Consider the following 24,684-nt stretch of genomic DNA (forward strand, 5'->3'; position numbering starts at 1 on the left):
TATGCCTAATTTCAGCACCAATGAGTTCAAAGCCGGTTTAAAAATCATGCTTGACGGTGAACCATGTAACATTTTAGAAAACGAATATGTTAAGCCTGGTAAAGGTCAAGCATTTAACCGCGTAAAAATTCGTAAACTATTATCTAACAAAGTGTTGGAAAAAACATTTAAATCTGGCGATTCAGTCGAAGGCGCGGATGTAATGGATACTGAACTAGCTTACTTATATACCGATGGTGAGTTTTGGCACTTTATGAACAATGAAACCTTTGAACAAATCGCCGCCGACGAAAAAGCAGTAGGTGAATCGGTCAAGTGGTTAGTTGAAAACGACACATGCGTCATTACTTTGTGGAATGGCTCACCGATAGTTGTAACTCCACCAAATTTTGTTGAACTTGAAATCACTGAGACTGACCCCGGTCTTAAAGGGGATACGGCCGGTACAGGCGGCAAACCAGCCACCTTATCGACTGGTGCAGTAGTGCGTGTTCCATTATTTGTGCAAACTGGTGAGGTGATTAAAGTAGATACACGTACTGGTGAGTATTCTTCTCGCGTGCAAAAGTAAGCGATTGAGTACTTACGTGCATATCAGGCGTCTTCTTATGGGCGCCTTTTTTATTTTCTCGAATAGTATCTAGGCTTTTTATGCAAATAAATTGGCGACCTACTGCATCTATTAATACACTGCGCGAACGAGCGCAGTTACTTAAAACCATACGTTATTTTTTTGATGTACGTAATGTACTTGAAGTTGAGACGCCAATCCTAGCTCGCTCAACAGTAACCGACGTGCACCTAGAAGCAATGTCAACAATACACACCAACCCGATGGACAACAAGCAATCAAAACTGTGGATGCAGACTTCGCCAGAGTTTGCGATGAAGCGTTTGTTGTGTGCTGGTTCTGGATGTATTTATCAAATCTGCAAAAGCATTCGAGATGATGAGCTAGGAAAAAAACACAATCCAGAGTTTACCATGCTTGAGTGGTATCGCGTTGGTTTTGATATGCAGTCGCTAATAGATGAAGTCGATTTGTTATTAAGGGAAACAATCGGTACTTCTGCTATGCGTCAAATGACTTATCAGCAAGCCTTTGTTGAGTATTTGGGAATTGATCCGCTCAGCCTCTCTATTGACACGCTTGTACATGAATGTATTAAACATGGTTTTGAAAATATAGTAGAGAGTGTCAATCTTGAGAATAATCAACAAACAGATGTTGATATGATGCTACAACTCTTGTTTAGCCATTGTATTGAGCCTCGGTTGGTAGGTGATAGTCCTGTTTCAATTTCCCATTTTCCAAAGAGCCAAGCTGCGCTGGCTAAATTATGTCCTATGCTTCCAGATACTGCGCTTAGATTCGAAGTTTATTATAAGGGTATTGAGTTAGCTAATGGGTATGAAGAGTTGCAAGATGCTCAAATTCAAAAGCAAAGAATGGAAGAAGATAACCGGATACGTAATGCGATAGGAAGAGAAAAAAAGCCAATAGATGATTTGTTTCTAGATGCATTGATGATCGGTCTTCCTAAATGTTCAGGAGTAGCATTAGGAGTCGATCGTCTGCTCATGCTTAAACTCGGTTTCACCGATATCCGAAAAGTTATCAGTTTCTCTATTGAAAATGCTTAAAAACTGTTGGCGTGCTTTCAATGCGTTAATTTTATGACCTCAATGACTCAAGAAATAAAGTTTTGTGATGAGATTGGGATATTTGCCTGCTAAACTAGCGTTTTAACAGATATTTTATGTATTCGAGATTATGTTTTTTAAGACCTTAAAACAAAAATTTGCAGTTTGTCTTTGCGCACTTGCAATGATTTCCCATCACGCATCAGCAACTGTGGTAGAAGTAAGAACCAATGTTGGTAACTTCCAGATTAATTTATTCGATGAAGATACACCTAGAACCGTTGAAAACTTCTTATCGTATGTAAACGCCGGTGCTTACGCTAACAATGTTGTGCATCGTTCGGTTCCAGGATTTGTCGTACAAATGGGTGGTTTTCAATTTAATGATAGTTTTCCACCTGACGCAATTGCCACAGCATCACCAGTTCAAAATGAGCCAGAGCTTTCAAATGTTATTGCTACCGTTGCGATGGCTAAATTAAGTAACCAGCCTGACTCCGCAACATCACAATTTTTTATCAACCTATCAGATAATTCTCAAAACTTGGATACCTCAAACAGCGGATTTTCGGTGTTTGGACAAGTTATTGGTGATGGTATGGCAGTCGTTAATCAAATAGCTGCCCTTGATCGTTTTGGCTTTGCCAGTCCTTTTAATGAAATCCCACTGCAAAACTATACAGCTACAGATGCTCAAAGTGGCGTGGAAATAACGCGTGATAATGTTGTGTTGATCACTGACATTGTTGTGATTGATAGCGCAGTTGTGACCAACCCAGGTCTCAACCCTGTCCCTAATACAAGAATCGATGCGACGCCTACTACACCACCTTCAGAGCAAGGTAGTTCAGGTGGCTCGCTAGGATTTGCTGCGTTGGTGATGATGGCAATTGTGTTTAGAAGAAAAATTGCTAAATAGCGCTTCATATCATTAAGTTACCTTATGCTAAAAGGCTGGTTAACCAGCCTTTTAGTGTTAAATCGGATTAAGTAGCGTATTTTTATAATACTTAAGTATAAGATTTATTCCCTTCATTACTGTATTCTATCGGTCGATTTTTTGACCATAGTGTGTATCCATGGATGTTGTCACCCTCTTAATTTGTTCTGCATTAGTCAGCGGGATAATGGCCTTATTTATGAGTGCTTTATTTGTCACGAGTAAAGAAGAGTCTTTTTTATTAGATTGGGTGCTTGCTAGCTTCTTTTTCTTTATCTCAAGCTTTTTGGGGCTATACGGGACAATTTTTGAGCTTTCTAGTTTGATATTTCCCAGTATGAATAATGCATTTTATTTGTGCGCACACGCTTTACTCTACACCGGTGCTAGTAAGTTATCGCAGAGTAAGCACAAGCTGCGAATGGTTGCATTGTTGTTTCTTCTGATCTTGTTAGTTCAACATTTACCGGTCTTAAAAGAGTCGATTCAGGCTCGCATCCTTATTTTTTATCCTCTGATCACTTTCTTCAATTTATTAGTAATTAAAAAACTATGGGACGCTCGCCATTTGGATTATTCAAAGTCATTCATTTTACTTGGCGCAGCGATAAGCCTGTTCGTCATTCAAAACCTTATAAGAGGCGTTGCATCCTTATTCCCTGACGCTCAATTGCCATTAGTAAGTCCTGATGTAGTTAAATTTTCGGGCACTTTATCACTGATTGCTTTTATTTTTCTCATTACCTTGAGTATGACAGTCATTGTCAATTGGAAGAAAGAAGTGAAATTGAAGAAAATCACAATGACTGACAGCTTGACTAATTGGAGCAATCGCAGAGCGCTAGATATTCACGCATCAAAAGAATTCGAACGCGCTAAACGCAACAGTAATGTATTTGGTTTTGTGTTGTTAGATATAGACCACTTTAAACAGATTAATGATAACTTTGGCCACAAGGCCGGTGATAATGCATTAGTGCATTTTTGTCGAACAATAGAGGAAGTGAACCGTCAGTATGATTACGAGTTTAGACTCGGAGGTGAGGAATTTGCTTTACTGGTTAGCGACACTTCAGAGCATGCGATCCAACAAATCGCTGAACGGATAAGACTGCTTGTCAAAGCGCAGCAAATTGAAACTGAAAATGGAACTCTGTCAATGACGGTGAGTGTTGGCGTTGCGACTAGTTCAGCTGTGGATTCAACGTGGGAGTCAGTTTTGAATAGAGCTGACAAAGCACTTTATCAAGCCAAACAAACAGGAAGAGATAAGTCTATTTATTTGGCTTAGTATTTGGAGCTTCTGTTTACACGCTCGGTGTTCTTAATACCATCAACCTTAGTTCAGTCATGTCTTCAATGGCAAACTTAATCCCTTCTCTGCCCAAGCCCGACTCTTTAACGCCGCCGTAGGGCATATTATCAACACGCCAGCTAGGCACATCGCCAATCACGACACCACCTACATCTAACTCGTCCCATGCTTTATGGGCTTTGTAGATATCGCGTGTGAATATGCCTGCTTGAAGGCCGAATTGACTGTCGTTGACCATTGTTAATGCATCGTCAAAGTCGCTAAACGAAGCAATAATCGAAACTGGCCCAAATGCTTCTTCAGCATTGACTTCGCTCTCATCATTGACGTTTTCGAGAATAGTGGCTTGTAACATTGCACCATCTCGTTGACCTCCGCACAAGATTTCGGCACCGCCTTTTTCTGCCGACGCTATCCAAGAAGCCAATCGTTTCGCTTCGCTTTCAGAAATCATTGGCCCAATAAAGGTGTCTTCATTTAGAGGGTCGCCATGTACTAGTTGACTGACTTTTTCAACGTATTTCGTTTTGAACTCGTCATAGATGGCATCGTGGATAAATATTCGTTGAACGCTTATACAGCTTTGGCCTGATTGGTAATATGCACCAAATACAATACGTTCGATTGCGTCTTCAATATCAGCGTCTGCATCAACAATACAGCCTGCGTTTCCGCCTAGCTCAAGTATGACGGGTTTTTTACCCGCTTTTGCTTTGAGTTGCCAACCCACATCAGGCGAACCCGTAAAACTGAGTAATTTAAAACGCTCATCGGTTGTAAATAAATCGGCACCATCGCGAGAACAGGGCAATATCGAAAATGCACCTTTTGGTAAATTTGTTTCGGCTAGTACTTCGCCTATGATCAATGCACCAATAGGTGTTCTGCTCGCTGGCTTTAAAACAAATGTACAACCTGCTGCAATCGCGGGGGCGACTTTATGCGCCGCTAGGTTCAGTGGAAAGTTGAACGGTGAGATAAACGAGCAAGGACCAATTGGTACCTTTTTATACATGCCTTGGTATCCCTTGGCGCGTTCAGTGATTTCTAAATTCATCACCTCGCCGTTAATTCTGACGGATTCTTCAGCCGCTATTTTAAATGTATCTATGAGGCGAGTGACTTCACCTTTTGCATCTTTAATCGGTTTGCCCGCTTCGATACAAAGCGCATATGCGAGTTCGTCAAAGCGCTCTCTAAAGCGCTTTACACAATGTTCTAATATCGCTTGTCGCTCATAAGCTGGCATTTTGTTGAGCGTTGGTTGAGATGCTTCGGCTGCCGCAATTGCTTGGTCAATCACCTTAGCATCAGCAAGCGCGACCTGAGTGGCTGCTTCGCCAGTATATTTATTGGTGACCGTTAAGTCTTGATTGGCAAAGACCGCTTCATTCGCTAAAAAATAGGGGTATTGTTTGGCTAGCATGTTCAATCCTTAAAGCTTTGCGCTTAGTTCACGAATAGTTTTATTGAGCGTTTCGTCGTTCAAACTGTAATCAACCGGCACATCAATGATATGAACGGCAGGATCATTTAAACAGTTTTCGACCATCGGCAATAATTCTTCGCTGTTACTGACACGCCAACCCTTAGCACCATAACTTTGCGCGTACATCACAAAATCGGGGTTTGAATAATCAAGCCCGTAGTTTTCAAATTCCATGTTCGCTTGCTTCCACTTGATCATGCCATAGGCATCGTCACGTAAAATAATCACAACTATGTTTAGATTAAGGCGCACAGCGGTTTCTATTTCTTGACTGTTCATCATAAAGCCACCATCACCGCACACTGTAATGACTTTGCGCTCGGGATAAACTAGTTTTGCAGCCATAGCAGATGGCAAGCCCGCGCCCATTGTGGCCAGTGCGTTGTCCAGTAAAAGCGTGTTAGGGTGAAAAGCGGGATAATTGCGAGCAAACCAAATTTTATATACACCATTATCAAGCGTAACGATGCCATCTTCGGGCATCGCTTTTCTGATTTCACGCACAAAACGCTCGGGTAATATAGGAAAGCGATCATCATCTTCCGAGGCTTCTCTGTGTTCAATATAAGCATTATGAACATCTTGATGAAAGCCCGATTGCCATTCAACTTTGGCGCTGATTTGCTCTTTTATCTGCCAGATACTGTTAGCGATATCACCGATGACTTCAAGCTGCGGAAAATAAACAGGGTCAACCGCGGCTGTTTCAAAATTGATATGAATAACCTGTTGACCGCCGTCTTCCATAAAGAAAGGTGGCTTTTCGACGACGTCATGGCCAACGTTTATAATCAAGTCGGCTCTAGCAATTGCTCGGTGCACAAAATCGCCAGATGATAAAGCTGTGTTGCCCATAAACAACTCGCCATTCTCATCAAGTACGCCTTTGCCCATTTGGGTGGTGACATAAGGAATTTGGGTTTTATCAACAAACTCCTTTAACATTTTGGCCGTGAGCTTGCGATTCGCGCCCGCTCCGATTAACAAAATAGGAGAATTGGCTGCCTGTATCATTTCAACAGCTGCTTTGATCGATTTGTATTCTGCGATCGGTCTTCGACTTGAGCTGGATTTTATCAGTGGGGCAGAGGTGTTCTCAGCTGCGATATCTTCGGGAAGTTCGATATGCGAAGCGCCGGGGCGTTCTTCCGAGGCCAGTCTAAAGGCTTCGCGAACAACCGAAGGAATGCGATCTCCGCTGACTATTTGAGATGTATATTTGGTGATAGGTCGCATCATATCAACCACGTCAATCACCTGAAAACGCCCTTGCTTACTGGTTTTGATTGGTTTTTGCCCAGTAATCATCAACATCGGCATCGCACCAAGTTGAGCGTAAGCAGCTGGAGTAACTAAGTTAGTTGCACCGGGCCCTAAAGTGGACAGGCAAACGCCGACTTTACCTGTGAGTCGACCATAAGTGGCGGCCATAAAGCCTGCGCCTTGTTCATGACGGGTCAAAATCAACTTGATTGAGGAATGCCGCAGTGATTCGAGTAAGTCTAAGTTCTCTTCACCAGGAATACCAAAAATGTACTCCACGCCTTCTGCTTCTAATGCCTTGACCATCAAATCTGATGCTTTCATAACACTCCTGCTCTTTGGTTGATTTTCTATTGGTTAATTTTTTTAGTTAAAGTGAAACGTTCCTCAAGATTTCTTTGTAACATTAAGCTTCTGGTAACAAGCTGGCTTTTTTTAACATGATGTTTTCTACCGGTGCATCTCTAAATCCCACCACCGCTTTGTATTCAGTCTCGACCATCGACATGGCATCAATTACTTCAGTGCCCTCAATTACGCTACCAAACACAGTGTACCCCCAATCTCTACCTGGGTTTAAATTATCATTGTCTTTTGCATTAAAAAAGAACTGCCTGATTGCCGAATGCGGGTCGCCTTTACGTGCCATTGAAATAGTGTAGGCATCATTTTTCAGGCCATTGCCCGACTCGTTGTAAATGGTACGCTTGGATTTACGCTCTTTGTAATCTGCATCGTATCCCCCACCTTGCACGATGTAATTGGGCACAATGCGATGAAAAACGGTGTTGTCGTATTCACCTCTTACTACGTAACTTAAGAAGTTGTTCACGGTGATAGGGGCGCGCCGTCTTTCAAGTTCGATGACGATATTTCCCATCGTCGTTTCAAATTTCACGCGCGGATAAAAATTGTCTTTTTGGATGTTTTCGCCCGGCATACTCGGTTTTTTATTCGCGTTTGCTAGGCCGCTGAAAAGCGATAAAGACAAAATGAAAATAAGGGAAGGAAGAACAGCTTTCATTGGAATCCTTTTAAGTTAACACTTCTAGTTATTTGAATTGTTGTGACTTTTGAGCATTTAAGGCTAGTAAATAGCGGCACTATTTGCAAATTTGAGTGTGCGCTTTTTTATGCAAAATGGTTTACACCGCTAACACAATGTCTTTTTGTTTTAATATATAAATTTGATGCTTCGCACAACGCGTATCCGGAGTATTGTTTGTTCGCAGAGTAATTGTAGGTTTATGCGGGTGTTTTCGTCATACAATGTAAAACTATATTTTCAACACTATTGTTTCGCTATCTCAAGTTTAAGACTTATACTGCTGATTCGTTTAGTTAGGGTGCTACTTTTAAAGTGCTTAAAAGTATCCCTTTGTCCAACCTTTGTTTTTGAGTGCCCACATATTATATGAAGTATAAAACCATCCTCTTTGATGCCGACGAAACGTTGTTCACCTTTGATAATTTTGCGGGTATTAAGAAAGCACTCCAAAAGTATGGAAAAACCTTTACCCAAGCCGATTTTGATATTTATCAAAAATACAACAAACAACTGTGGCTGCAATATCAAAACCACAAAATTGATGCACAATATCTGCAAACCGAGCGCTTTGCTGAACTCGCAAAACAAGTCAAGGTAAGCCCGCAAACACTTAACGATGAATTTTTAGACGCAATGGCGGCGATATGCGAACCACTACCCGGTGCTATCGAATTGTTAAATGCACTTAAAGGCAAGGCAACCCTTGGTATCATTACCAACGGCTTAGCTCGATTGCAACATAAGCGAATTAAACATACGGGCCTAGAGGGGCGGTTTGCTTGTTTAGTGATTTCTGAAGAGTTTGGGCAAGCGAAACCCAGCCCTGCCATTTTTGAATATACCTTTGAACTGCTCGGCAAGCCTCCAAAAAACCAAATTTTAATGGTTGGTGACACTCTAAGCAGCGATGTCTTAGGCGGAATCAATGCAGGAATCGACACCTGTTGGCTTCAACACCCTGGGGTGAGTGCTGATCCAAATATTAGGCCGACTTATAACATTACACACCTCAATGAACTGCAAAGTTTGTTGTCGGAATAATCAACTGCCTCGCTACAATGTGATGCGCGGTGCTATAGCTTAAAAAGAACGCTGCAATTTAAGAAGATGCACTTACACAATTAACTTTGTGTAATTAATGGTCTTTTTATTCGCTAACCAGACTATTAATAAACACCACTAAAAATGATTTAGCATTTGACCATGAATATCCCAATCAAAATTATTTCATTCTGTTGTCTAGTAGTAATCTATCACCCCGTAGCGTTTGCAGAAGCGGTTCGATTTGCACCCATAGCATTGCAACAAGACGGCAAAATCACCTTAACTCCAGGTTTTACACCAGATGGTAATACTATTTATTTTGCGCAATCTGAATGTTCGCCCATATGGCAATGCCCTCAAAGACTCAAAATCTCAAAACGCACTGTTGATGGCTGGACAACGCCGTCCTTAGTTGAGCTACCAATCGATGCGAGAGTGGATTGGCCATCGGTAAGCCCAGATGGAAATACCTTGGTATTCTCTTGGTCGGCGCCGCGAAGCGATTATAAAAACTTGGATATCCGTGAGAATTTTGATTTGTACACGCTTGATTTAACAGATGCTAATGCGCAGCCAGTTCCCATTCAAGGCAATGATATTAATCGGCCGCGATCCGGCGCGTTTAAGACGTTGCGCTATGTTCACAATGAAGGATATCCAAGCTTTACCAGCAGTGGTGATCTTTATTTTATGACTGAGCGCCTAGATGGCATAGGCGAGCGAGACATATATGTAGCACCTGCTAACGCAGACGGAATCTTGCAAACAGCATTCCCCTTGAATGCGCCAGTGAATTCTGCGCAGCGAGATGATGGCGTATGGGTAAACCCTACGAGTACACTTATGTTGCTCACTTACGAAAATAGAGGCGGTGAGGGTTCGGCTGATATTTTTGTTTCGCAGTTTATTGACGAACAGTGGCAAACGCCAAAAAACGTCGGCGCATCGGTTAACTCACCTTATTCGGATTTTGGCGCTAAATTAAGCCCAGATGAAACGCAAATTGTGTTTTCCTCAAATCGGCCTATCAAAGGGCAATCTGAAGGGATTTTACAAGTATGGGTAGCACCGTTTGATAAGGCGATTTATACAAACTAGGCAGTCAGAGCTAAAACTTGCGTTACTAAGAGAAGCATAATTCACTTCCCCTTTAGCATAGGCGAGTTTCAGCTTGACTCCATTGGTAAGCTTGCTGCACTCGCTCTATCGCCCGGACAATGTAGGAGCAAAATTTACAGCATCACAGCGTGGTAAGTATCGTTTATCCCTCTAATACTCTTAATTGAGTCGTATAGGCTTTCCAAAACCGAGCTTTTCAAGCCTCTCTAGTTGCGTTGCTGCGTCTCCCACCACGACAATATTCATGGCATCAGGACGCACGTGGCTATTTAAGACTGTTTTTGCCTCTTCCAAGGTCATCGCTTGAACAATATCCATGTTTTTGCTTTTCGCATCATAGGGTAAGTTAAAGCGAGTAATTTCCTGAACCAAGCCTAGCTTGTCACTCAAGGTTTCGTTTTTAAGCGCCTGGCCTCGAAGCAAGGCATCTTTGGTTTGCGCCAGTTCTGCTTCCGTCATTTCTTCGCTGTAACGCCCCAAAATTTCGCTGATTAAACTTAAGCTTTCTAAGGTTACGTTAGTCCTTACTGACGTACCTACGCCAAATTCTCCCTGTTCAGCGTTACCAGTAGCAAACGACCGAATACCATAGGTATATCCCTTGTTAACGCGAAGCTCGGTCATCAGCTTCGATGTATAGATGCTCCCTAGGGGGAAGTTAAGCGCCTCTAGTTTTGCAAAGTCTTCGTTGTTGACAGGTAATGCAGGGCGACGCATTTGCAGCACCGACTGCTTAGACTCAGGCACGTCATAGAAGTAAACTTGAGTCTGCTCAACAGTGGCTAATTTTGGTACTGATAATGCGGCTAATGCTTCTTTAGCAGGCCCCTCAAGTGAAGAGAATAGGTTCAGCGTTTGCTCTTCATCAAAGTTACCTACAATATTCAATTTGGCCGATGAAATTGCATAATGCTTCTTATGGAAGGCTTTTACATCATCCAATTCAATTGCTTTAATTTGTGCTTCACTGCCTGCGCCAGCGGTTGCTAATGGCGTGGGCTCTGCATATTTAATATTAGCCATTTCACGCGCGGCGATAAAATCAGGGTTCGCCAACTGAGAAACCGCATTTTGGCTATAGCTTTCTTGCATGAGCTTGAATTCATTTTCATCAAATCGTGGCGCCTTGATCATAGTTTGTAGCAGCGTGACAGTCTCATCAAGGTTACGAGCCAAGGTTTTGCCACGGATAAGCGTGTATTGGTCTCTTGTTTGCGTCGTCAAGCTTGAGCCTAATGCGCCTAGCGCTTTCTCAAACGCAGCAACATCCAAGTCGCCAGCACCTTTAGTTAGCATATTACCGGTTATTGATGCGAGGCCAGGCTTATCGAGAGGTGAACGCATTTTTCCTGCATCAAACTCCAATGAGAATTCAATCAATGGCACTTCATCAGACTGAATACCAAGCATTTTCAGACCGTTGCTACCTTGGGCGTCCCAAAGAGTCGGGCTTGGTAACACAAATGAATCTCCGAAAGGTGGCTCGACACTGCGGTCGAATGACGAAGCAGTAGGTTCAAAAACGCGCGCAGTCGGGTCGTACGGCACGTCTTTCTCTGCGCCTTGAATAACAACTTCCTCAACCACTTTAGCTATTTGCGCACCGTCTAATGCCAAGTCTTTTTGGCCTTTGGGTGTAAAGCTAGTAGAGACGTAATGTTGGTCTTTGATATATTTGTTGTACACATTCATGACATCTTCTGCGCTAACGGCTTGCAAGTTTTTAATGTCAGTGGTGAGAAAACCGGGGTCACCGGTGAATATGTTGTATTCACCCATGGCAATAGCTTTGCCCAATGCGCTTTGGATACTGTCAAAAATACCCACTTCAGACTCTGTTTTAATGCGTGTTAAGGCTTCTTCTGGAATACCGTCTTTTTCAAAGCGAGCAAAGGCTTCCCATACAGCGGGTAGCAAGTTATCAATGTCTTCGTTTGGTTTTGGATTGATGAATAAATACACTTCACCCGCCAGTTCTTTGGTGTAATTAAAGCCTGAAACACTTGTAGTAAGCTGCTTTTCATCTATCAATACTTGATTCATTGGCGCTTCTTTGCCGTCAACCAAGTAGGACATAAGTACGTTCAATGCATAAGAATCTGGGTGGTACTCGGGTACCGCCGGCCAAGTTAATGTGAGTTGTGGTAGTGTGGCAAAGTTATCTTCATGCACAAAATGCTTAGTTTCACTTAATGTAACTGGCTGTGCCTTTGTTGCTGGCGTCGGTTTTTCACCGCTTGGGATTTCACCAAAATACTTTTTAATCAGGGTTTTGGCTTCTTCTAATTCAAAATCACCTGCTAACGTCACTGTGACATTATCAGGGCGATACCATTGATTGAAGAACGCTTTTGTATCTTCCAATGTGGCATTCTCTAAATCTTCAAGCGAGCCAATGACTTGATGATGATAGGGATGTCCTTCAGGGTAAATTGCTTGCCCAATCACATAAAAATTGTGGCCATAAGGACGGTTATCAACCCGCTGACGCTTTTCGTTTTTAACCACCTGCTTTTCACGGTCAATAATGTTTTGATTGACCGTTTTGATGAAGTAGCCAAGCTTGTCAGCCTCAGCCCATATAACTTTTTCAAGCGCATCTTTGGGTACCGCCTGAAAATACTGTGTCATGTCGTTGGTGGTAAAGCCGTTGGTACCTTCTCCACCAATACGTGTGTTCATTTCGTCAAGGCCGCCGTAACCCAAATTTTCAGAGTCCATAAACAATAAGTGTTCGAATAAATGCGCAAAGCCGGTTTTGCCAACATTTTCTCTTCCTGATCCCACGTGAACCGCGAGATTAATAGCAACTAAGGGATCAGAACGGTCAATATGAAGCACCACTTCTAAGCCGTTGTCTAAGGTTATTTTTTCAAAATCTAAAGAGGGCAGTGTTGCTGATTGGGCTTGTTCAGGTACTTTTTCTGTAACAGATTCGCCACCATTCTTACTGCATGAAGCAAGGGCGAAAATAGACAGACCAACAATGACCGGAAATGTAAGGGTTTTGCGCAAGGGAAACATTCAAAGATCCTTTTGATTTGATTATTTAATAAGGTAATGTATTGCGGTCTTTATGTCGATAATCGCACTCGTTTAAAATGTCACTGAATGTGTAGGTGAGTGCGAAAATTAGGCAGTAGTTGTTAATTACCAAAGTGTGTGGGTTCATTTCCGAGCATAAGTACTCCAATGACTCGTTTTGATACATTCCAAGGAGGTCGTGACGTTCGCCACGATGACGATTCTTCGAAGTAAATATTCTCGTTTCTTGATATGCAACTTCCGCTTAATTTACAAACCAAAACTCAATTTTGAATTTAGTTAATACAAGCCATCACGCTAAACTTACTATTGCTAGCTAAAACATCGTGACCGTCGAAAAGTCTATTTAACTTGTGCGGGTAATCAAGGTGTCTGTTAGCAACAATGCGAACCTGCCCGCCAGGTTTTAGTGCTTTTTTGCTGTCGTTAAACATTTGATATGCAATGTGATCAGTGATCACATTTTGCTGATGAAAAGGTGGGTTGCAAAGAATATGATCAGCAAAGCTTCGTTGTTTCATTAGCACTTCATCAAGACAATTACTGACCACGAAACTTGCATTATCAGTGTGGCCTTGTGCGTTCATTAAATTTTGTCGAGCTGATTCTACCGCCATGTAAGACTCATCGACAAAAGTGAGATGCGCTTCTGGATTGTTCAATAAGGTCTGAATACCCAGAATCCCGTTACCACACCCTAAATCGATAACCTGTTGTTGATTACAATCTGGTAGCTGCTTTAAAAGTAAGCGAGCGCCCACATCAACTTGCTCTCGACTGAATACGTTGGCAAGGTTGAGTAGCTTAAAACTAACCGCAGAATCTTCAATAAGCGTAGGATCAGGCAGCGACTCTTTTAAGCCCTGATATTGGCAAAACATCAGTCGTGCTTTCTTTTGAGCTAGGGATGTTTTTACTGGGCCCAAGTGTTTTTCAAATAATTTAATGACCGAACTGGTCACTGATTTTACTTTGCCGCAGGCAATAATGGTCGTATCCGAGTCAATCACTTGCTGAAGTTGAATCAATTGATGTTGTAAATATGCCATTGAGCGTGGCAGCTTGAGCACCACTAGCTTCAAAGGCTGATTGACAAGTGTGCTTAATTCATCGGTACTCGTGACAAAGGTTACATCATCAATGCTTAATTCGTTGTGTTTTAAATTTACCTTCGCACTTTTATGTGACACCCAAGAATCCGATAGACTGTAGGGTTTGTATTCATGCAACCATATACTTAAAGCACCAAAGTCGTCATTTAAAACTAGGGTTCGTCCTTCAAGCGCTTTGATTTCATCATTTGAAATAAGCTCGTCAAGGTACTTCATCGCATACTCATCCGCCGCATCCCAAGCTTGCAGGCTTTTGTGCTGATGCTTAACGGGATAGCGCTCTAAATATAGTTTTCGATCGAGTAGGTTTAAAACTGTATTCATGGTATTGCCCCGTTATTTGCTTCGCCGATGCGTTGGTTCTTGATATGATCGCGTGCAAACTATGTTATTTTTTGAAGCTATTCAAGCTTTACCTTGCTTTGAGTGTGTTTTGTCGCTAGTTTGGTGCTATGAGCATTTGGAATAGCTCTGCTTTAGATCATGGAAGGTAAAGCAAATGGACACTGACAAGCAAAATCTATACTTTAAATTTATTGAGTTATTAGCTTATTGGCAGGGCGGTGTAAACTCTACTGAACTTGTTCGACAATTTGATATTTCTGCAAAGTATGCGAAAGACAAGATTAGCGAATACAAATCCAAGCACAATCAAAACATCAAATATGACGCATCGTTGAAAAAGTTTGTGCTTAGTCAGTCATATTCACTCAATTATTTATCAAAAAATGCGAATGAATATCTCGATTGGCTTCATCATCCAAATTCTCTTTTTATCAACCATCAGTCGCCAATCCGGTCTCATATTGTCGATGCTCCACAACGTGATGTTTCTCATTTAGTGATACAAGGAATAGTGACGGCCATTCAAAAGAAACTGCGTTTGGATGTTGACTACGTTTCACTATCCAATCCAAATACCGAAGGAAGGGTCATTCAACCTTTGTGCATGGTAAAAACCGGTGTGCGATGGCATCTAAGAGCATTTGATGAGAAGAATCAAGAATTTCGTGACTTTGTATTGAGTCGGTTTAAAGGCAGGCCAGAGTTAATGGACAAACAAACAGTGTCGCCCAGTGATGATGAAAGATGGTGTACCGAGCAGGTTTTGATTTTCGAGCCAGACTCTCGTTTATCAGATGACAAAAAAAGGGTGATTGAAAGTGATTACTCTATGCAAAATGGACAACTCATTATAAAAACAAACCAAGCATTAGTGCAGTATGTGCTACAAGAAATGCAGATAAATCCAAATACCGTCCATATGTCTCCCGAGGGGCAGCAACTTATACTCAAAAACTATGATGAAGTTAAAGCGTTGTTGTTTTAGTTGAGAATAAGCACAGAGACTAAATCGGATAGGTTTAGCCTAGGTGTTTTGTCACTCAGCTATTGTTGATACCAGTAAACAAAGTTCACTGGTGTTATTTACCGTATTGTTGATGGTTGATAAATAGGCGATCTTCGTGCCACTTGTATCAAATCGGAGTGGTAAATGGAACGAAGAAAAGTACTCAAGCTTTTGGCGAATAGCCTCCCTTGGTTGGTTACAGGTAAGGCGCTTGCAGAGTCAGCGCAACACCACAAGCTAAAGCTTGAGCAACAAACCAATATCCTAGAAAGCTACATTGCAGGTTTGCCTTATTATCAATCCAATGAGGTTGTTGATGAACTAGTAAACGAAGCTTCAATTTCCCTTAGACGAGAAGCAAGTAATCCACACGATAAAAATGCAATAGAGATCTTCTACAAAAACACAAAACTTGGCTATGTGCCCAAAGTCAACAATGTTGCATCAGCGAAGTTGCTTGATGACAAACGCGAACTCAGCGCTTTTATTATAGATGCTGATAACAGCACCTATTATCGAGAAGTCAAATTCGCTGTTTATTTGCTGGAGGGTTAAATGGAACAGTTGTCACCCTCTGATATGAAGGCGATTTTGCACTCTAAACGCGCAAATCTATTCTACCTAGAATACTGCCGCGTAATGCAAAAAGACGGTCGCGTGTTGTATTTGACTGAAAGCAGCAAAGAGAATTTGTATTACAACATCCCCATTGCAAATACTACGGCAATTCTGCTCGGCAATGGCACATCTATCACTCAAGCGGCGATGCGCATGCTCACTCAAGCGGGCGTACTTGTGGGGTTTTGCGGTGGCGGCAGCACACCATTGTATTCTGCGTGTGAGATTGAGTGGTTAAGTCCACAAAGCGAATATCGCCCAACTGAATATGTTCAAGGTTGGATGGGATTTTGGTTTGATGAAAATAGACGACTTGACGCGGCAAAAGTGTTTCAAAAGGCAAGGCTTGACTATGTAACGAGAATCTGGGGAAAAGACAACGAATTGAAACCATTTGGTTTCAATACAAATGAAGAGTTACTGAAAAAAGCGTTTCAGGTTTTCGAAGAGCGCACAAATCAAGCAAGTAAACCAAGTGATTTACTGCTAACAGAGGCACAACTAACAAAGACTCTCTACAAATACTGCGCAACTCAAACAGGTTTATCTGACTTCAAACGCGACCATAATTCAAAAAGTAAGTCACAACAAAAAGACTATATTTCCAAAGCAAATGATTTTCTCAATCATGGGAATTATCTTGCTTATGGCTTGGCCGCAACAACGCTTTGGGTGTTGGGGATTCCACATGGTTTTGCTGTGATGCACGGAAAGACTAGACGTGGTGCATTAGTTTTTGATGTTGCTGACTTAATCAAGGATGCGATTGTCCTACCATGGGCATTTGTAAGCGCAAGCGAAAATGCAACAGAGCAAGAGTTTAGGCAACAAATACTGCAAAAATTCACCGATCATAAGGCTTTAGGATTTATGTTTGAGCAAGTAAAAGTCATTGCGTTGCAAGACTATTCAGACGAAGAAAAAGCCAAAATTGAAAACGGTGAATAATCATGATCGTCACTTTTATAAGCCAATGTAAAAAAAATGCTCTTAAGAAAACACGTCGTGTCCTCGATGCTTTTGCAAATCGGATTGGAGACAACACATGGCAAACGATCATTACTGAAGACGGACTGCTAACCGTCAAGAAAATGCTCAGGCAAAGCGCAAGTAGAAGCACCGCAGTAAGTTGTCATTGGATTCGTTCGAGATCACGAACACAACTATTGTGGATCGTTGGAAATAAGCGTAAGTTTAACGAGCAAGGGATTGTTGCAGTAAACTGGACAGAAAAGGACTTAATGAATAACCAGCTCGAAAACGATTGGAGATACTTACCTTTAATTCAGTCGATCACTACTATGGCGGCTTTACTTCATGATTGGGGTAAAGCGTCAGAACTTTTTCAAGATAAGCTTAATCCTACAGTAAAAACTAAACATAAAGGCGATCCTATTCGTCATGAATGGATTTCACTTCTTCTATTCAGCAAGCTTGTAAAAAGTAGCGCTGCAACAACAGAGCTAGTAACTGATATTTCTTGGCTCGAGGAGCTATCAAAACTATCGGACTCACATTCTAGCGGCCTACATATTAGCGAAAATGAAACACCGTTTGATGGCCTTCCGAAGCTTGCAATGATGATTGCGTATCTAATCGTTTCACATCATCGCTTACCACTCCCAAACAATGAAATTGATTGCAATGGTCTTCGAACCAAAAGAAACATTGATTTTGCACAGTTGTGTCGACGAATAAATCAATCGTGGAGCTATGAAAACAAATACGATGAGTATGAAAAGTTTGTAAACAAATGTTTTAGCTTTAGCAAAGGACTTATGTTTGAACGAAAGCAATGGGCTAATCAGCTCAAACAACGGGCAAACATGCTAATCAAGCAACTCTCGGCTTTTAATGAGTGTATCGAAAATGGCAGTTGGCAAGTTATCCTCCATCATTCGCGCTTATCACTTATGCTTGGTGATCACAAGTATTCCTCGTTGCCAGCAAATGCCTCGTGGGAATCTGGTAGTGTGTTGTTTGCAAACAGTGACCGAAACACTAATCAGCTCAAGCAAAAACTTGATGAACATTTGGTAGGTGTTGCTAATTACGCAAACAAAGTCGTGCGCTTACTACCTGAAATTGAATCAAACTTAGCCACGGTTGACGCACAAAAGGCACTTCAACCAAAAGCAAACACCCCTAGTCAGTTTAAATGGCAAGACAAGTCTGCAAAAGCCCTACAACAGTTTCATCATTCCAATCAAAGAATGAGTGAAGGATATTTCATAGTAAATATGGCAAGCACAGGCAAAGGAAAAACGCTTGCAAACGCAAAATTTATGCAAGCTTTATCAGATGACAGTCAAAGCCTTCGTTACATTCTTGCCTTAGGGCTGCGGTCATTGACCTTGCAAACTGGTGATGAATATCGGTCACGATTAACGCTTAGCAAACAAGATATTGCTGTTTTAGTGGGTTCCAGTTCAGTGCGCGAGCTTCATTCAATTGAAAGTGCTACTAGCTCAAGTGATGAACAAAGTGAACTATTCGGTTCTGAGTCTGATTTACCCCTTTTAGACGAAATGGATCATGTGGAATGGGAAGGAGAGCTTCCAGACGATGAGCTTTCAACTATTTTGGGCACCGTCGAAGGAAATCATAACCAAAAAAATAGACAACTGCTTTACGCTCCACTACTTGTATGCACGATCGAGCACATTATAACTGCCACTGAAACAAAGCGCGGAGGTCGATATATACTGCCCGCTTTACGACTTTTATCGTCAGACTTAGTCATAGATGAAATAGATGATTTCAGTGGAGACGATCTTATTGCTATAGGACGTTTGGTCCACTTATGCGGTATGTTAGGTCGAAAAGTAATGATTTCATCTGCGACCATTCCACCGTCATTAGCTCAAGGTTACTTTTACGCATATCAAAAAGGCTGGGCCTTGTTCGCTGCAAGCCGAGACAGAGAAGACTCCGTAAATGTGGCATTTATCGACGAATTTTCATCTCCAGTGGAAAACATTTCACGAAGTGAGAGTGGGGTGAAGAAGTTCATATCACTACAAGATTTGTTCTTAAAAAACAGAGTCAAAAAACTTGATAAGCAAGTAGTCAAGCGAAAAGGAAAGATCCATCATTTGCCTTTAGATGCTGTAACAAGAAATAAGCAAAGCTATTTTGAAAATGTGGTCGAAGCGTGTTTCAGTTTGCACAAAGACAACAATATTGAGTATCAGTCCAGGTTAATTTCGTTTGGTGTAGTGCGTGTTGCAAATATCTCAATATGTGTTGAGTTGACTCGATACTTACTTAACTGCTGTTTGCCAAGTGAAACTGACATTAGATGCATGGCTTATCATAGCCAACAAACCCTATTGCTTCGTCAGATTCAGGAATTGCACCTCGACGCTGTTTTAAAAAGGAAAGAAGGAGTAGGTGAGCCACCCGCAGCCTTTGAGCAATCAACAATCGCTGATCATATTGGGAAAAGCGAAAAAACAAACCTTATTTTCATCTTGGTGGCGACGCCTGTTGAAGAAGTGGGGCGTGATCACGATTTTGATTGGTCGGTTATAGAGCCGTCTTCATTTCGTTCGATAGTTCAAATGGCGGGGCGTGTAAGACGGCATAGAGACGAAGCCGTTAGACAGCCAAATATAGCGTTAATGCAATACAACTGGCTCGGTTTCGAGGGCAAAGAAGGAAAAGTATTTTGTCGACCGGGCTATGAAGTTAATGAAGATACAACATTAATCGATCACGATTTAACGAAGATAATCGATGAAAGCCTTGTAACGCAAAAAATCGATGCAACACCAAGAATAGAAATAGTTCAAGAATTAAAGCACAAAATCAACTTGGTGCATTTGGAACACTATTCAATCGGCAAAACACTCGGTATCGATAAACTAAACATTTTTGAACAAATAGTCACTACAGCTGAGCGACCTGTGCGAGGGCGGTCACGCGCTTCGTCAGATAATTGGAGTTCTAGTTTAGTTGGTCACATTAACAATTTTTGGTTGTTAACAGGGCTACCTCAGCACTTTAAGTCTTTCCGAACAGGGCAAGCTAACACGCTAATTTACCTAAGATATCAGGATGGAGATCTAGTTTTTTGCGATGCTCTGGATAAATCACAACTTATTCCGATCGAGGGACTTCATCAACTACAACATATAGAACTGAACGAACATGAGCTACGACGTCTTTGGTTGAAGCGTGATTACGTAAGTACGCTCAAAAATGAAAAACTAAAACACAATTCAACAACGCTAAATTCAATCAAATTTGGTGAAGTAAGTTTTATTCCCTCAAGCTCAAATGGTGGTCGATTGTTTTATAACGACCAATTGGGCTTGTTTAGAGAACCTAAAGATTAATTAAGCTGCTTGTATAGCAGTAAAGGTGGAAATAAAAATGTTTAACGAACCAGAAATTAATGCTTTTTTTGAAGGGCAAAAAGAAAAGTGGCTCAAAGGTAAAATCAAGCCAAACATGGATGAATCTGACATTCGCACGCTGGAAATTCAGTGTGAGCAGATTTTTGACTTGAAAGACTGGTTACCTAATGCTTCAAAACGTGCAGGTCAAATAAAAATATCCAGTCACCCGTGTACGTTTTCTCACCCGAGCGCAAACAAAAACAAAAATGGAAAGGTGTCTGCAGTAATTGCTAAAGCTAACAGAGGTACTGATGGTTTTGTGCGAACAGGCAATGTTGAAGTTGATTTGGATGCACTAGGAAATGCCGCAGCGTTAGATGTGTATCGGTTTTTAACACTTTGCATGAGTGACGGTAGAACTTTAATTGAGCATATCGAAAGTAACTCTGATGCCGCTAAAAGTTTGCTTACTCACTCTGAAATTGGTTATGAAGATAGTAGGTCTCAATTTTTAGAAATGCTAGAAACAAGCGAACAGCAAATAACTAGTTCAAAAGTAAAACAAGTCTATTTTCCTATTTCTCTTGATAACGATGACTACCATTTATTGTCGGTGCTTACACCATCAGGAATCATCTACAAACTGCGTGAGCGTATTGATCATATTAGATACTCAGATGAATCGAAAGATGCTAGAAAAGCAAAAAAAGACAATACTTATAGCGCTACTAGCTTTCTTGAACTTCCAAATCTTACAATGATCGGTTACGGCGGTACAAAGCCTCAAAATATAAGCACCTTAAATAATAAATTCGCAGGAAAAGCTTATTTACTGCCATCAATTCCACCAACACTCAGTGGACAAAGGCAGCGCCTTCCCAAAAGCGACTTTTTTACAGAGTGCATTAATCCTTATCAATTTAAAGAAAGCTTTTTGAAACTGCACCAGTTGTTTCGGCAAGATTACACAAATCAAACTATTCGATCGGCGATAAAACGACGTGTCGCGGAGTTTGTAGATTTCGTTATTGAACAAATGTGGAAAGTCAGACTGTCATTAGCGGAACATCCAAATTTTGATATTTCAAACCTAGAAAGCAATCAAAAAAAGTGGTTACAAAAAACAACTGATGACTCAGAGCTAGAAAAAGCAGTAATCGACGAAGTTATAAAGCAATTAGCACGATACTTTTTTACTAGTTATAAAAAGGTTTTAGCAAAAGAGGCTGTCACGATGAGTGATTTTGAACTAAGTGCTGTTATCGAATGGGTAAATGAGAACAAGGAGCTTCTCCTATGACGTCAATACTAAAAATTCCACGAATCCAAATTCAAAACGCGAACGCCCTAAGCAGTCCGCTCACAATCGGTTTTCCTGCTATGACTAGTTGGCTAGGTTTTATGCGTGCGCTCGAGTTAAAAATACACGCAAAGGGATACGATAAGATTTTGCTGAATAGCATCGCCGTTGCAAATCACAAGTTTGACCTACAGGTTCACCGAGGAGTCGGCGACTACGTTAATTCAATAATTGGAACGGCGAACCCCTTAGATAAAGATGGTAAACGTCCTGCATTTATTGAAGAGGCACGTTGCCACCTTACCGTAACGCTATTGATAGAATTAGAAGATGAAACCGAGCAGTTGAACGACAATTACGTAGCTGAACTTTTAGATGACGTTTTACCAAGACTTAAATTAGCAGGCGGTGACATTTTGAACTATGAAAAGCCTGAATTACTGGATGTTGACTTAGAAGATGACCTTGAAGTTAAAAAACTGCTCAGAAAATGTATGCCAGCGTATTTTTTGATTGAAAGAAGAGATCTTATGCAGAAATCGATGGCCGATGGTGCAGATGCGTTGGATGCTTTGATAGAAAACACAGCTATTCACAATAGGTGTGTCAAAGACAGTGACACTGAAGAGGTCAATTGGACAAGTAATAAGTTGAACAAAGGTTGGATTGTTCCTATCTCGACAGGCTTTCACGCTGTTTCTGACTTAGGAAAAGCTAAAAACCAAAGAGATGAGCGATATCCTCACCGCTTTGTTGAGTCGATCGTTACGCTCGGTGAGTTTGTGATGGCCCACCGCGTAAAGTCATTAGACAAGGTGTTATGGCGTTATTCAACTGAACCAATTGATAATTTGTACATTTGTGAGCCCGTTTTAAAAGTAGAGAGTTTATAGGAGCATATAATTATGGCTAAAAAAGAAAACATCGCGTCTGTATTGGCGTTTGAAAAGAAACTTGTCCCTTCAGATGCGCAGTTTTACGGAACAAGTTGGGAAAAGAAAAATGATTCATCTCAATTACAACTGTTTGAAAAATCTGTTAGGGGAACGATTTCAAATCGCTTAAAGCCTGCACTAGAAAAGGATCCGGCAAAGTTAAATGCAGAGGTAGAAAAACCTAACCTTCAAACGGTTGATTCGTGCTCTTTGGGAATAGAGCACGATACTCTGCGTGTTAGTTTTACGCTTAAGGTTTTAGGTAACATTGCAGAGCCCTCCGCATGCAACAATGCGCTTTTCAAACAGACATATCAGCAGGCGGTCCAAACTTATATCGATAAATATGCTTTTACCGAGTTAGCGAGAAGGTACGCGCTAAATCTTGCGAATGCACGCTTTTTGTGGAGAAACAGAGTTGGAGCGGAAAAAATACTGGTTGAGATAACGGCAAGACATGACGGAAAAGACTCAAAATTCTCGTTTGATGCCTTTGAATTTAGTACAAAACATTTTGATTCAACTGATGCTCGTATCGATGAATTGACCTTATTGATAGCCAATACGTTGGCAAGTGAAGACGGGAATTTGTTACTTACAATAGACTGTTATGCACTAATTGGGCAGGGACAAGAAGTCTACCCATCGGAGGAGCTTGTCCTTGATAAGGGAGCAGGTAAAAAAAGTAAAATACTCTATGAAGTTAATGGTCAAGCAGCTATGCACTCACAAAAAGTGGGTAATGCACTTCGCTCAATTGATACATGGTATCCCGAATTTGATGATCCCGTTTCAGGTACAGGTCCAATTGCGATTGAGCCTTACGGAGCTGTGACCAATATGGGAAAAGCCTACCGAACACCAAAAGAAAAACAGGATTTTTATACACACTTTGACAAATGGGCGAGAGGCGAATTGCTTGATAGAGCAGAAGACGAGCATTACGTGATGGCAGTTTTGGTCAGAGGTGGTGTTTTCGGAGAGAGTGATAAGGGGTAGGTAGAATGAACTACTATCAAGAAATTACTCTTTTACCCGATAGTGACATTTCATTGGGTTTTTTATGGCAAAAGGTATATCAACAAGTTCACATTGCGCTCGTCGATAACAAAACGGATGAAAATTTATCAGAGATTGCGGTCGGATTTCCAGAGTACTCTACGAAAGGGTTTCCGCTTGGAAAGAAGTTGCGCTTATTTGCGGATTCCCACGAAAAGCTTGACTGTTTGGATATTTCCAAATGGCTAAACAAGCTTTCAGATTACACGCATATTAAGTCTGTTCAAGTTGTTCCAGAAGTTTCAGAATACGTTTGTTTTAGTAGAAAGCATGTAAAAACCGCACATAGAATTGAACAAGAGATGCATCAAAAAGCAAGACTCTGGGCTTCGAAATCTGGAATTGGTATTGACGAAGCTTTAGAGCATCTTGAGAAGAGCAAGCCAACTGCGTCGTCAAGATTGCCGTTTGTTTATATGTACAGTCAAGAAACTAAAAAGCGGGATAATACCTCAAACGGTAAGTTCCCAATTTTTATTGAACAAATCACCAAGATAACGAAATCAAACGGTGTTTTTGATTGTTACGGTTTAAGTGCAAAACGCAATCCAAAGGGAACTTACGCAACGGTACCCATGTTTTAACCCTATACTTGTGTTCTTTAAAAATTAGTAAATATTTCAATAAGCTACAAAACTTGTGAAAAATTAGGTTATTTCGATAAAAATGACCTAAGTTCAAGTTGTAGCTTATTTTATTTTTGTTATTGTATTGTTCACCGCCGCATAGGCGGCTTAGAAACAACGACTTCAAATGTCACACCTTGCCGATTCGTTCACCGCCGCATAGGCGGCTTAGAAATTAATAGTGCCTTTGTTCATTGTTTGAATACCGTTCACCGCCGCATAGGCGGCTTAGAAATTAGCAAGCGCTTCACGAGCCTTAAAACGATTGTTCACCGCCGCATAGGCGGCTTAGAAAAAAGTTATTAGCTTGGTATCTAATGTAAGATAGTTCACCGCCGCATAGGCGGCTTAGAAAAGCCACCCCCACAGGCGGTACATTTGACGGGGGTTCACCGCCGCATAGGCGGCTTAGAAAGTCTGGACGCAATACGCC

The 24,684-nt window shown here is 41.3% G+C and carries 19 protein-coding genes and 1 CRISPR repeat array; of the genes, 14 read left to right on the top strand and 5 right to left on the bottom strand.

Annotation, left to right across the window (positions count from 1 at the left end):
- Position 1 precedes the first annotated feature (1 nt).
- The 4 genes from efp to KUL10_RS12450 all read left to right on the top strand — a co-directional run bounded on the left by efp (position 2) and on the right by KUL10_RS12450 (position 3,875).
- Entirely contained in the window at positions 2 to 571 is a 570-nt protein-coding gene (gene efp, locus KUL10_RS12435) for an elongation factor P (protein WP_110429250.1), read from the top strand.
- 80 nt (positions 572 to 651) lie between these two features.
- A complete protein-coding gene (gene epmA, locus KUL10_RS12440) occupies positions 652 to 1,644 on the top strand; it encodes an elongation factor P--(R)-beta-lysine ligase (protein WP_110429251.1) in 993 nt (330 codons plus the stop codon).
- A gap of 184 nt (positions 1,645 to 1,828) precedes the next feature.
- Positions 1,829 to 2,563 (top strand): peptidylprolyl isomerase, encoded by a 735-nt coding sequence (locus KUL10_RS12445; protein WP_233499809.1) that lies wholly within the window; start codon positions 1,829 to 1,831, stop codon positions 2,561 to 2,563.
- Positions 2,564 to 2,723: 160 nt separating this feature from the next.
- Positions 2,724 to 3,875, top strand: coding sequence for a GGDEF domain-containing protein (locus KUL10_RS12450; protein WP_110429253.1), 1,152 nt, complete (start codon positions 2,724 to 2,726; stop codon positions 3,873 to 3,875).
- Between the two features lie 16 nt (positions 3,876 to 3,891).
- Here the strand turns inward: KUL10_RS12450 and KUL10_RS12455 are convergent, their stop codons facing one another.
- The 3 genes from KUL10_RS12455 to KUL10_RS12465 form a co-directional block, all read right to left on the bottom strand.
- The gene (locus tag KUL10_RS12455) at positions 3,892 to 5,325 is read right to left on the bottom strand and encodes an aldehyde dehydrogenase family protein (RefSeq protein WP_110429254.1); all 1,434 of its coding nucleotides are present in this window, start codon (positions 5,323 to 5,325) and stop codon (positions 3,892 to 3,894) included.
- Positions 5,326 to 5,334: 9 nt separating this feature from the next.
- Positions 5,335 to 6,975 carry an acetolactate synthase large subunit gene (locus tag KUL10_RS12460; RefSeq protein ID WP_110429255.1) on the bottom strand — a complete coding sequence of 547 codons (1,641 nt, stop codon included), beginning with the start codon at positions 6,973 to 6,975 and terminating at the stop codon, positions 5,335 to 5,337.
- A gap of 82 nt (positions 6,976 to 7,057) precedes the next feature.
- Positions 7,058 to 7,675: a peptidylprolyl isomerase gene (locus tag KUL10_RS12465; protein ID WP_110429256.1), complete on the bottom strand. Its 618-nt coding sequence runs from the start codon at positions 7,673 to 7,675 to the stop codon at positions 7,058 to 7,060.
- A 390-nt stretch (positions 7,676 to 8,065) separates the two neighbouring features.
- On the opposite strand from KUL10_RS12465, the gene yjjG reads away from it, so the two are divergent.
- Together yjjG and KUL10_RS12475 are read left to right on the top strand one after the other, a co-directional pair.
- Positions 8,066 to 8,740 (top strand): pyrimidine 5'-nucleotidase, encoded by a 675-nt coding sequence (yjjG, locus tag KUL10_RS12470; RefSeq protein ID WP_110429257.1) that lies wholly within the window; start codon positions 8,066 to 8,068, stop codon positions 8,738 to 8,740.
- A gap of 162 nt (positions 8,741 to 8,902) precedes the next feature.
- Positions 8,903 to 9,841, top strand: coding sequence for a PD40 domain-containing protein (locus KUL10_RS12475; protein WP_110429258.1), 939 nt, complete (start codon positions 8,903 to 8,905; stop codon positions 9,839 to 9,841).
- Between the two features lie 180 nt (positions 9,842 to 10,021).
- On the opposite strand, the gene KUL10_RS12480 is transcribed toward KUL10_RS12475, so the two are convergent.
- Entirely contained in the window at positions 10,022 to 12,886 is a 2,865-nt protein-coding gene (locus KUL10_RS12480; RefSeq protein ID WP_110429259.1) for a pitrilysin family protein, read from the bottom strand.
- 296 nt (positions 12,887 to 13,182) lie between these two features.
- Positions 13,183 to 14,343 (bottom strand): methyltransferase, encoded by a 1,161-nt coding sequence (locus KUL10_RS12485; protein WP_110429260.1) that lies wholly within the window; start codon positions 14,341 to 14,343, stop codon positions 13,183 to 13,185.
- Between the two features lie 175 nt (positions 14,344 to 14,518).
- Here KUL10_RS12485 and KUL10_RS12490 point away from each other — a divergent pair, with 175 nt between their 5' ends.
- From KUL10_RS12490 to cas6f, 8 genes are all read left to right on the top strand, one after another.
- Entirely contained in the window at positions 14,519 to 15,349 is an 831-nt protein-coding gene (locus KUL10_RS12490; RefSeq protein WP_110429261.1) for a WYL domain-containing protein, read from the top strand.
- 165 nt (positions 15,350 to 15,514) lie between these two features.
- Complete coding sequence (locus KUL10_RS12495) at positions 15,515 to 15,925, top strand: HIRAN domain-containing protein (protein ID WP_110429262.1); 411 nt, start codon at positions 15,515 to 15,517, stop codon at positions 15,923 to 15,925.
- The gene (gene cas1f / locus KUL10_RS12500; protein ID WP_110429263.1) at positions 15,926 to 16,936 is read left to right on the top strand and encodes a type I-F CRISPR-associated endonuclease Cas1f; all 1,011 of its coding nucleotides are present in this window, start codon (positions 15,926 to 15,928) and stop codon (positions 16,934 to 16,936) included.
- 2 nt (positions 16,937 to 16,938) lie between these two features.
- Positions 16,939 to 20,328 carry a type I-F CRISPR-associated helicase Cas3f gene (gene cas3f, locus KUL10_RS12505; RefSeq protein ID WP_110429264.1) on the top strand — a complete coding sequence of 1,130 codons (3,390 nt, stop codon included), beginning with the start codon at positions 16,939 to 16,941 and terminating at the stop codon, positions 20,326 to 20,328.
- 37 nt (positions 20,329 to 20,365) lie between these two features.
- Positions 20,366 to 21,631 (top strand): type I-F CRISPR-associated protein Csy1, encoded by a 1,266-nt coding sequence (gene csy1, locus KUL10_RS12510; protein ID WP_110429265.1) that lies wholly within the window; start codon positions 20,366 to 20,368, stop codon positions 21,629 to 21,631.
- Positions 21,628 to 22,524, top strand: coding sequence for a type I-F CRISPR-associated protein Csy2 (gene csy2 / locus KUL10_RS12515; protein ID WP_110429266.1), 897 nt, complete (start codon positions 21,628 to 21,630; stop codon positions 22,522 to 22,524). Before csy1 ends, csy2 begins: the two co-directional genes overlap by 4 nt.
- Before the next feature lie 12 nt (positions 22,525 to 22,536).
- Positions 22,537 to 23,565, top strand: coding sequence for a type I-F CRISPR-associated protein Csy3 (csy3, locus tag KUL10_RS12520; protein WP_110429267.1), 1,029 nt, complete (start codon positions 22,537 to 22,539; stop codon positions 23,563 to 23,565).
- Between the two features lie 5 nt (positions 23,566 to 23,570).
- Entirely contained in the window at positions 23,571 to 24,209 is a 639-nt protein-coding gene (gene cas6f, locus KUL10_RS12525) for a type I-F CRISPR-associated endoribonuclease Cas6/Csy4 (protein WP_110429268.1), read from the top strand.
- Between the two features lie 129 nt (positions 24,210 to 24,338).
- Positions 24,339 to 24,666: direct repeats of the CRISPR family, unit length 28 nt; unit sequence GTTCACCGCCGCATAGGCGGCTTAGAAA.
- The last annotated feature ends 18 nt before the right edge of the window (positions 24,667 to 24,684 follow it).

The organism is Glaciecola sp. KUL10 (assembly GCF_003203515.1).
Lineage (GTDB): Bacteria > Pseudomonadota > Gammaproteobacteria > Enterobacterales > Alteromonadaceae > Glaciecola.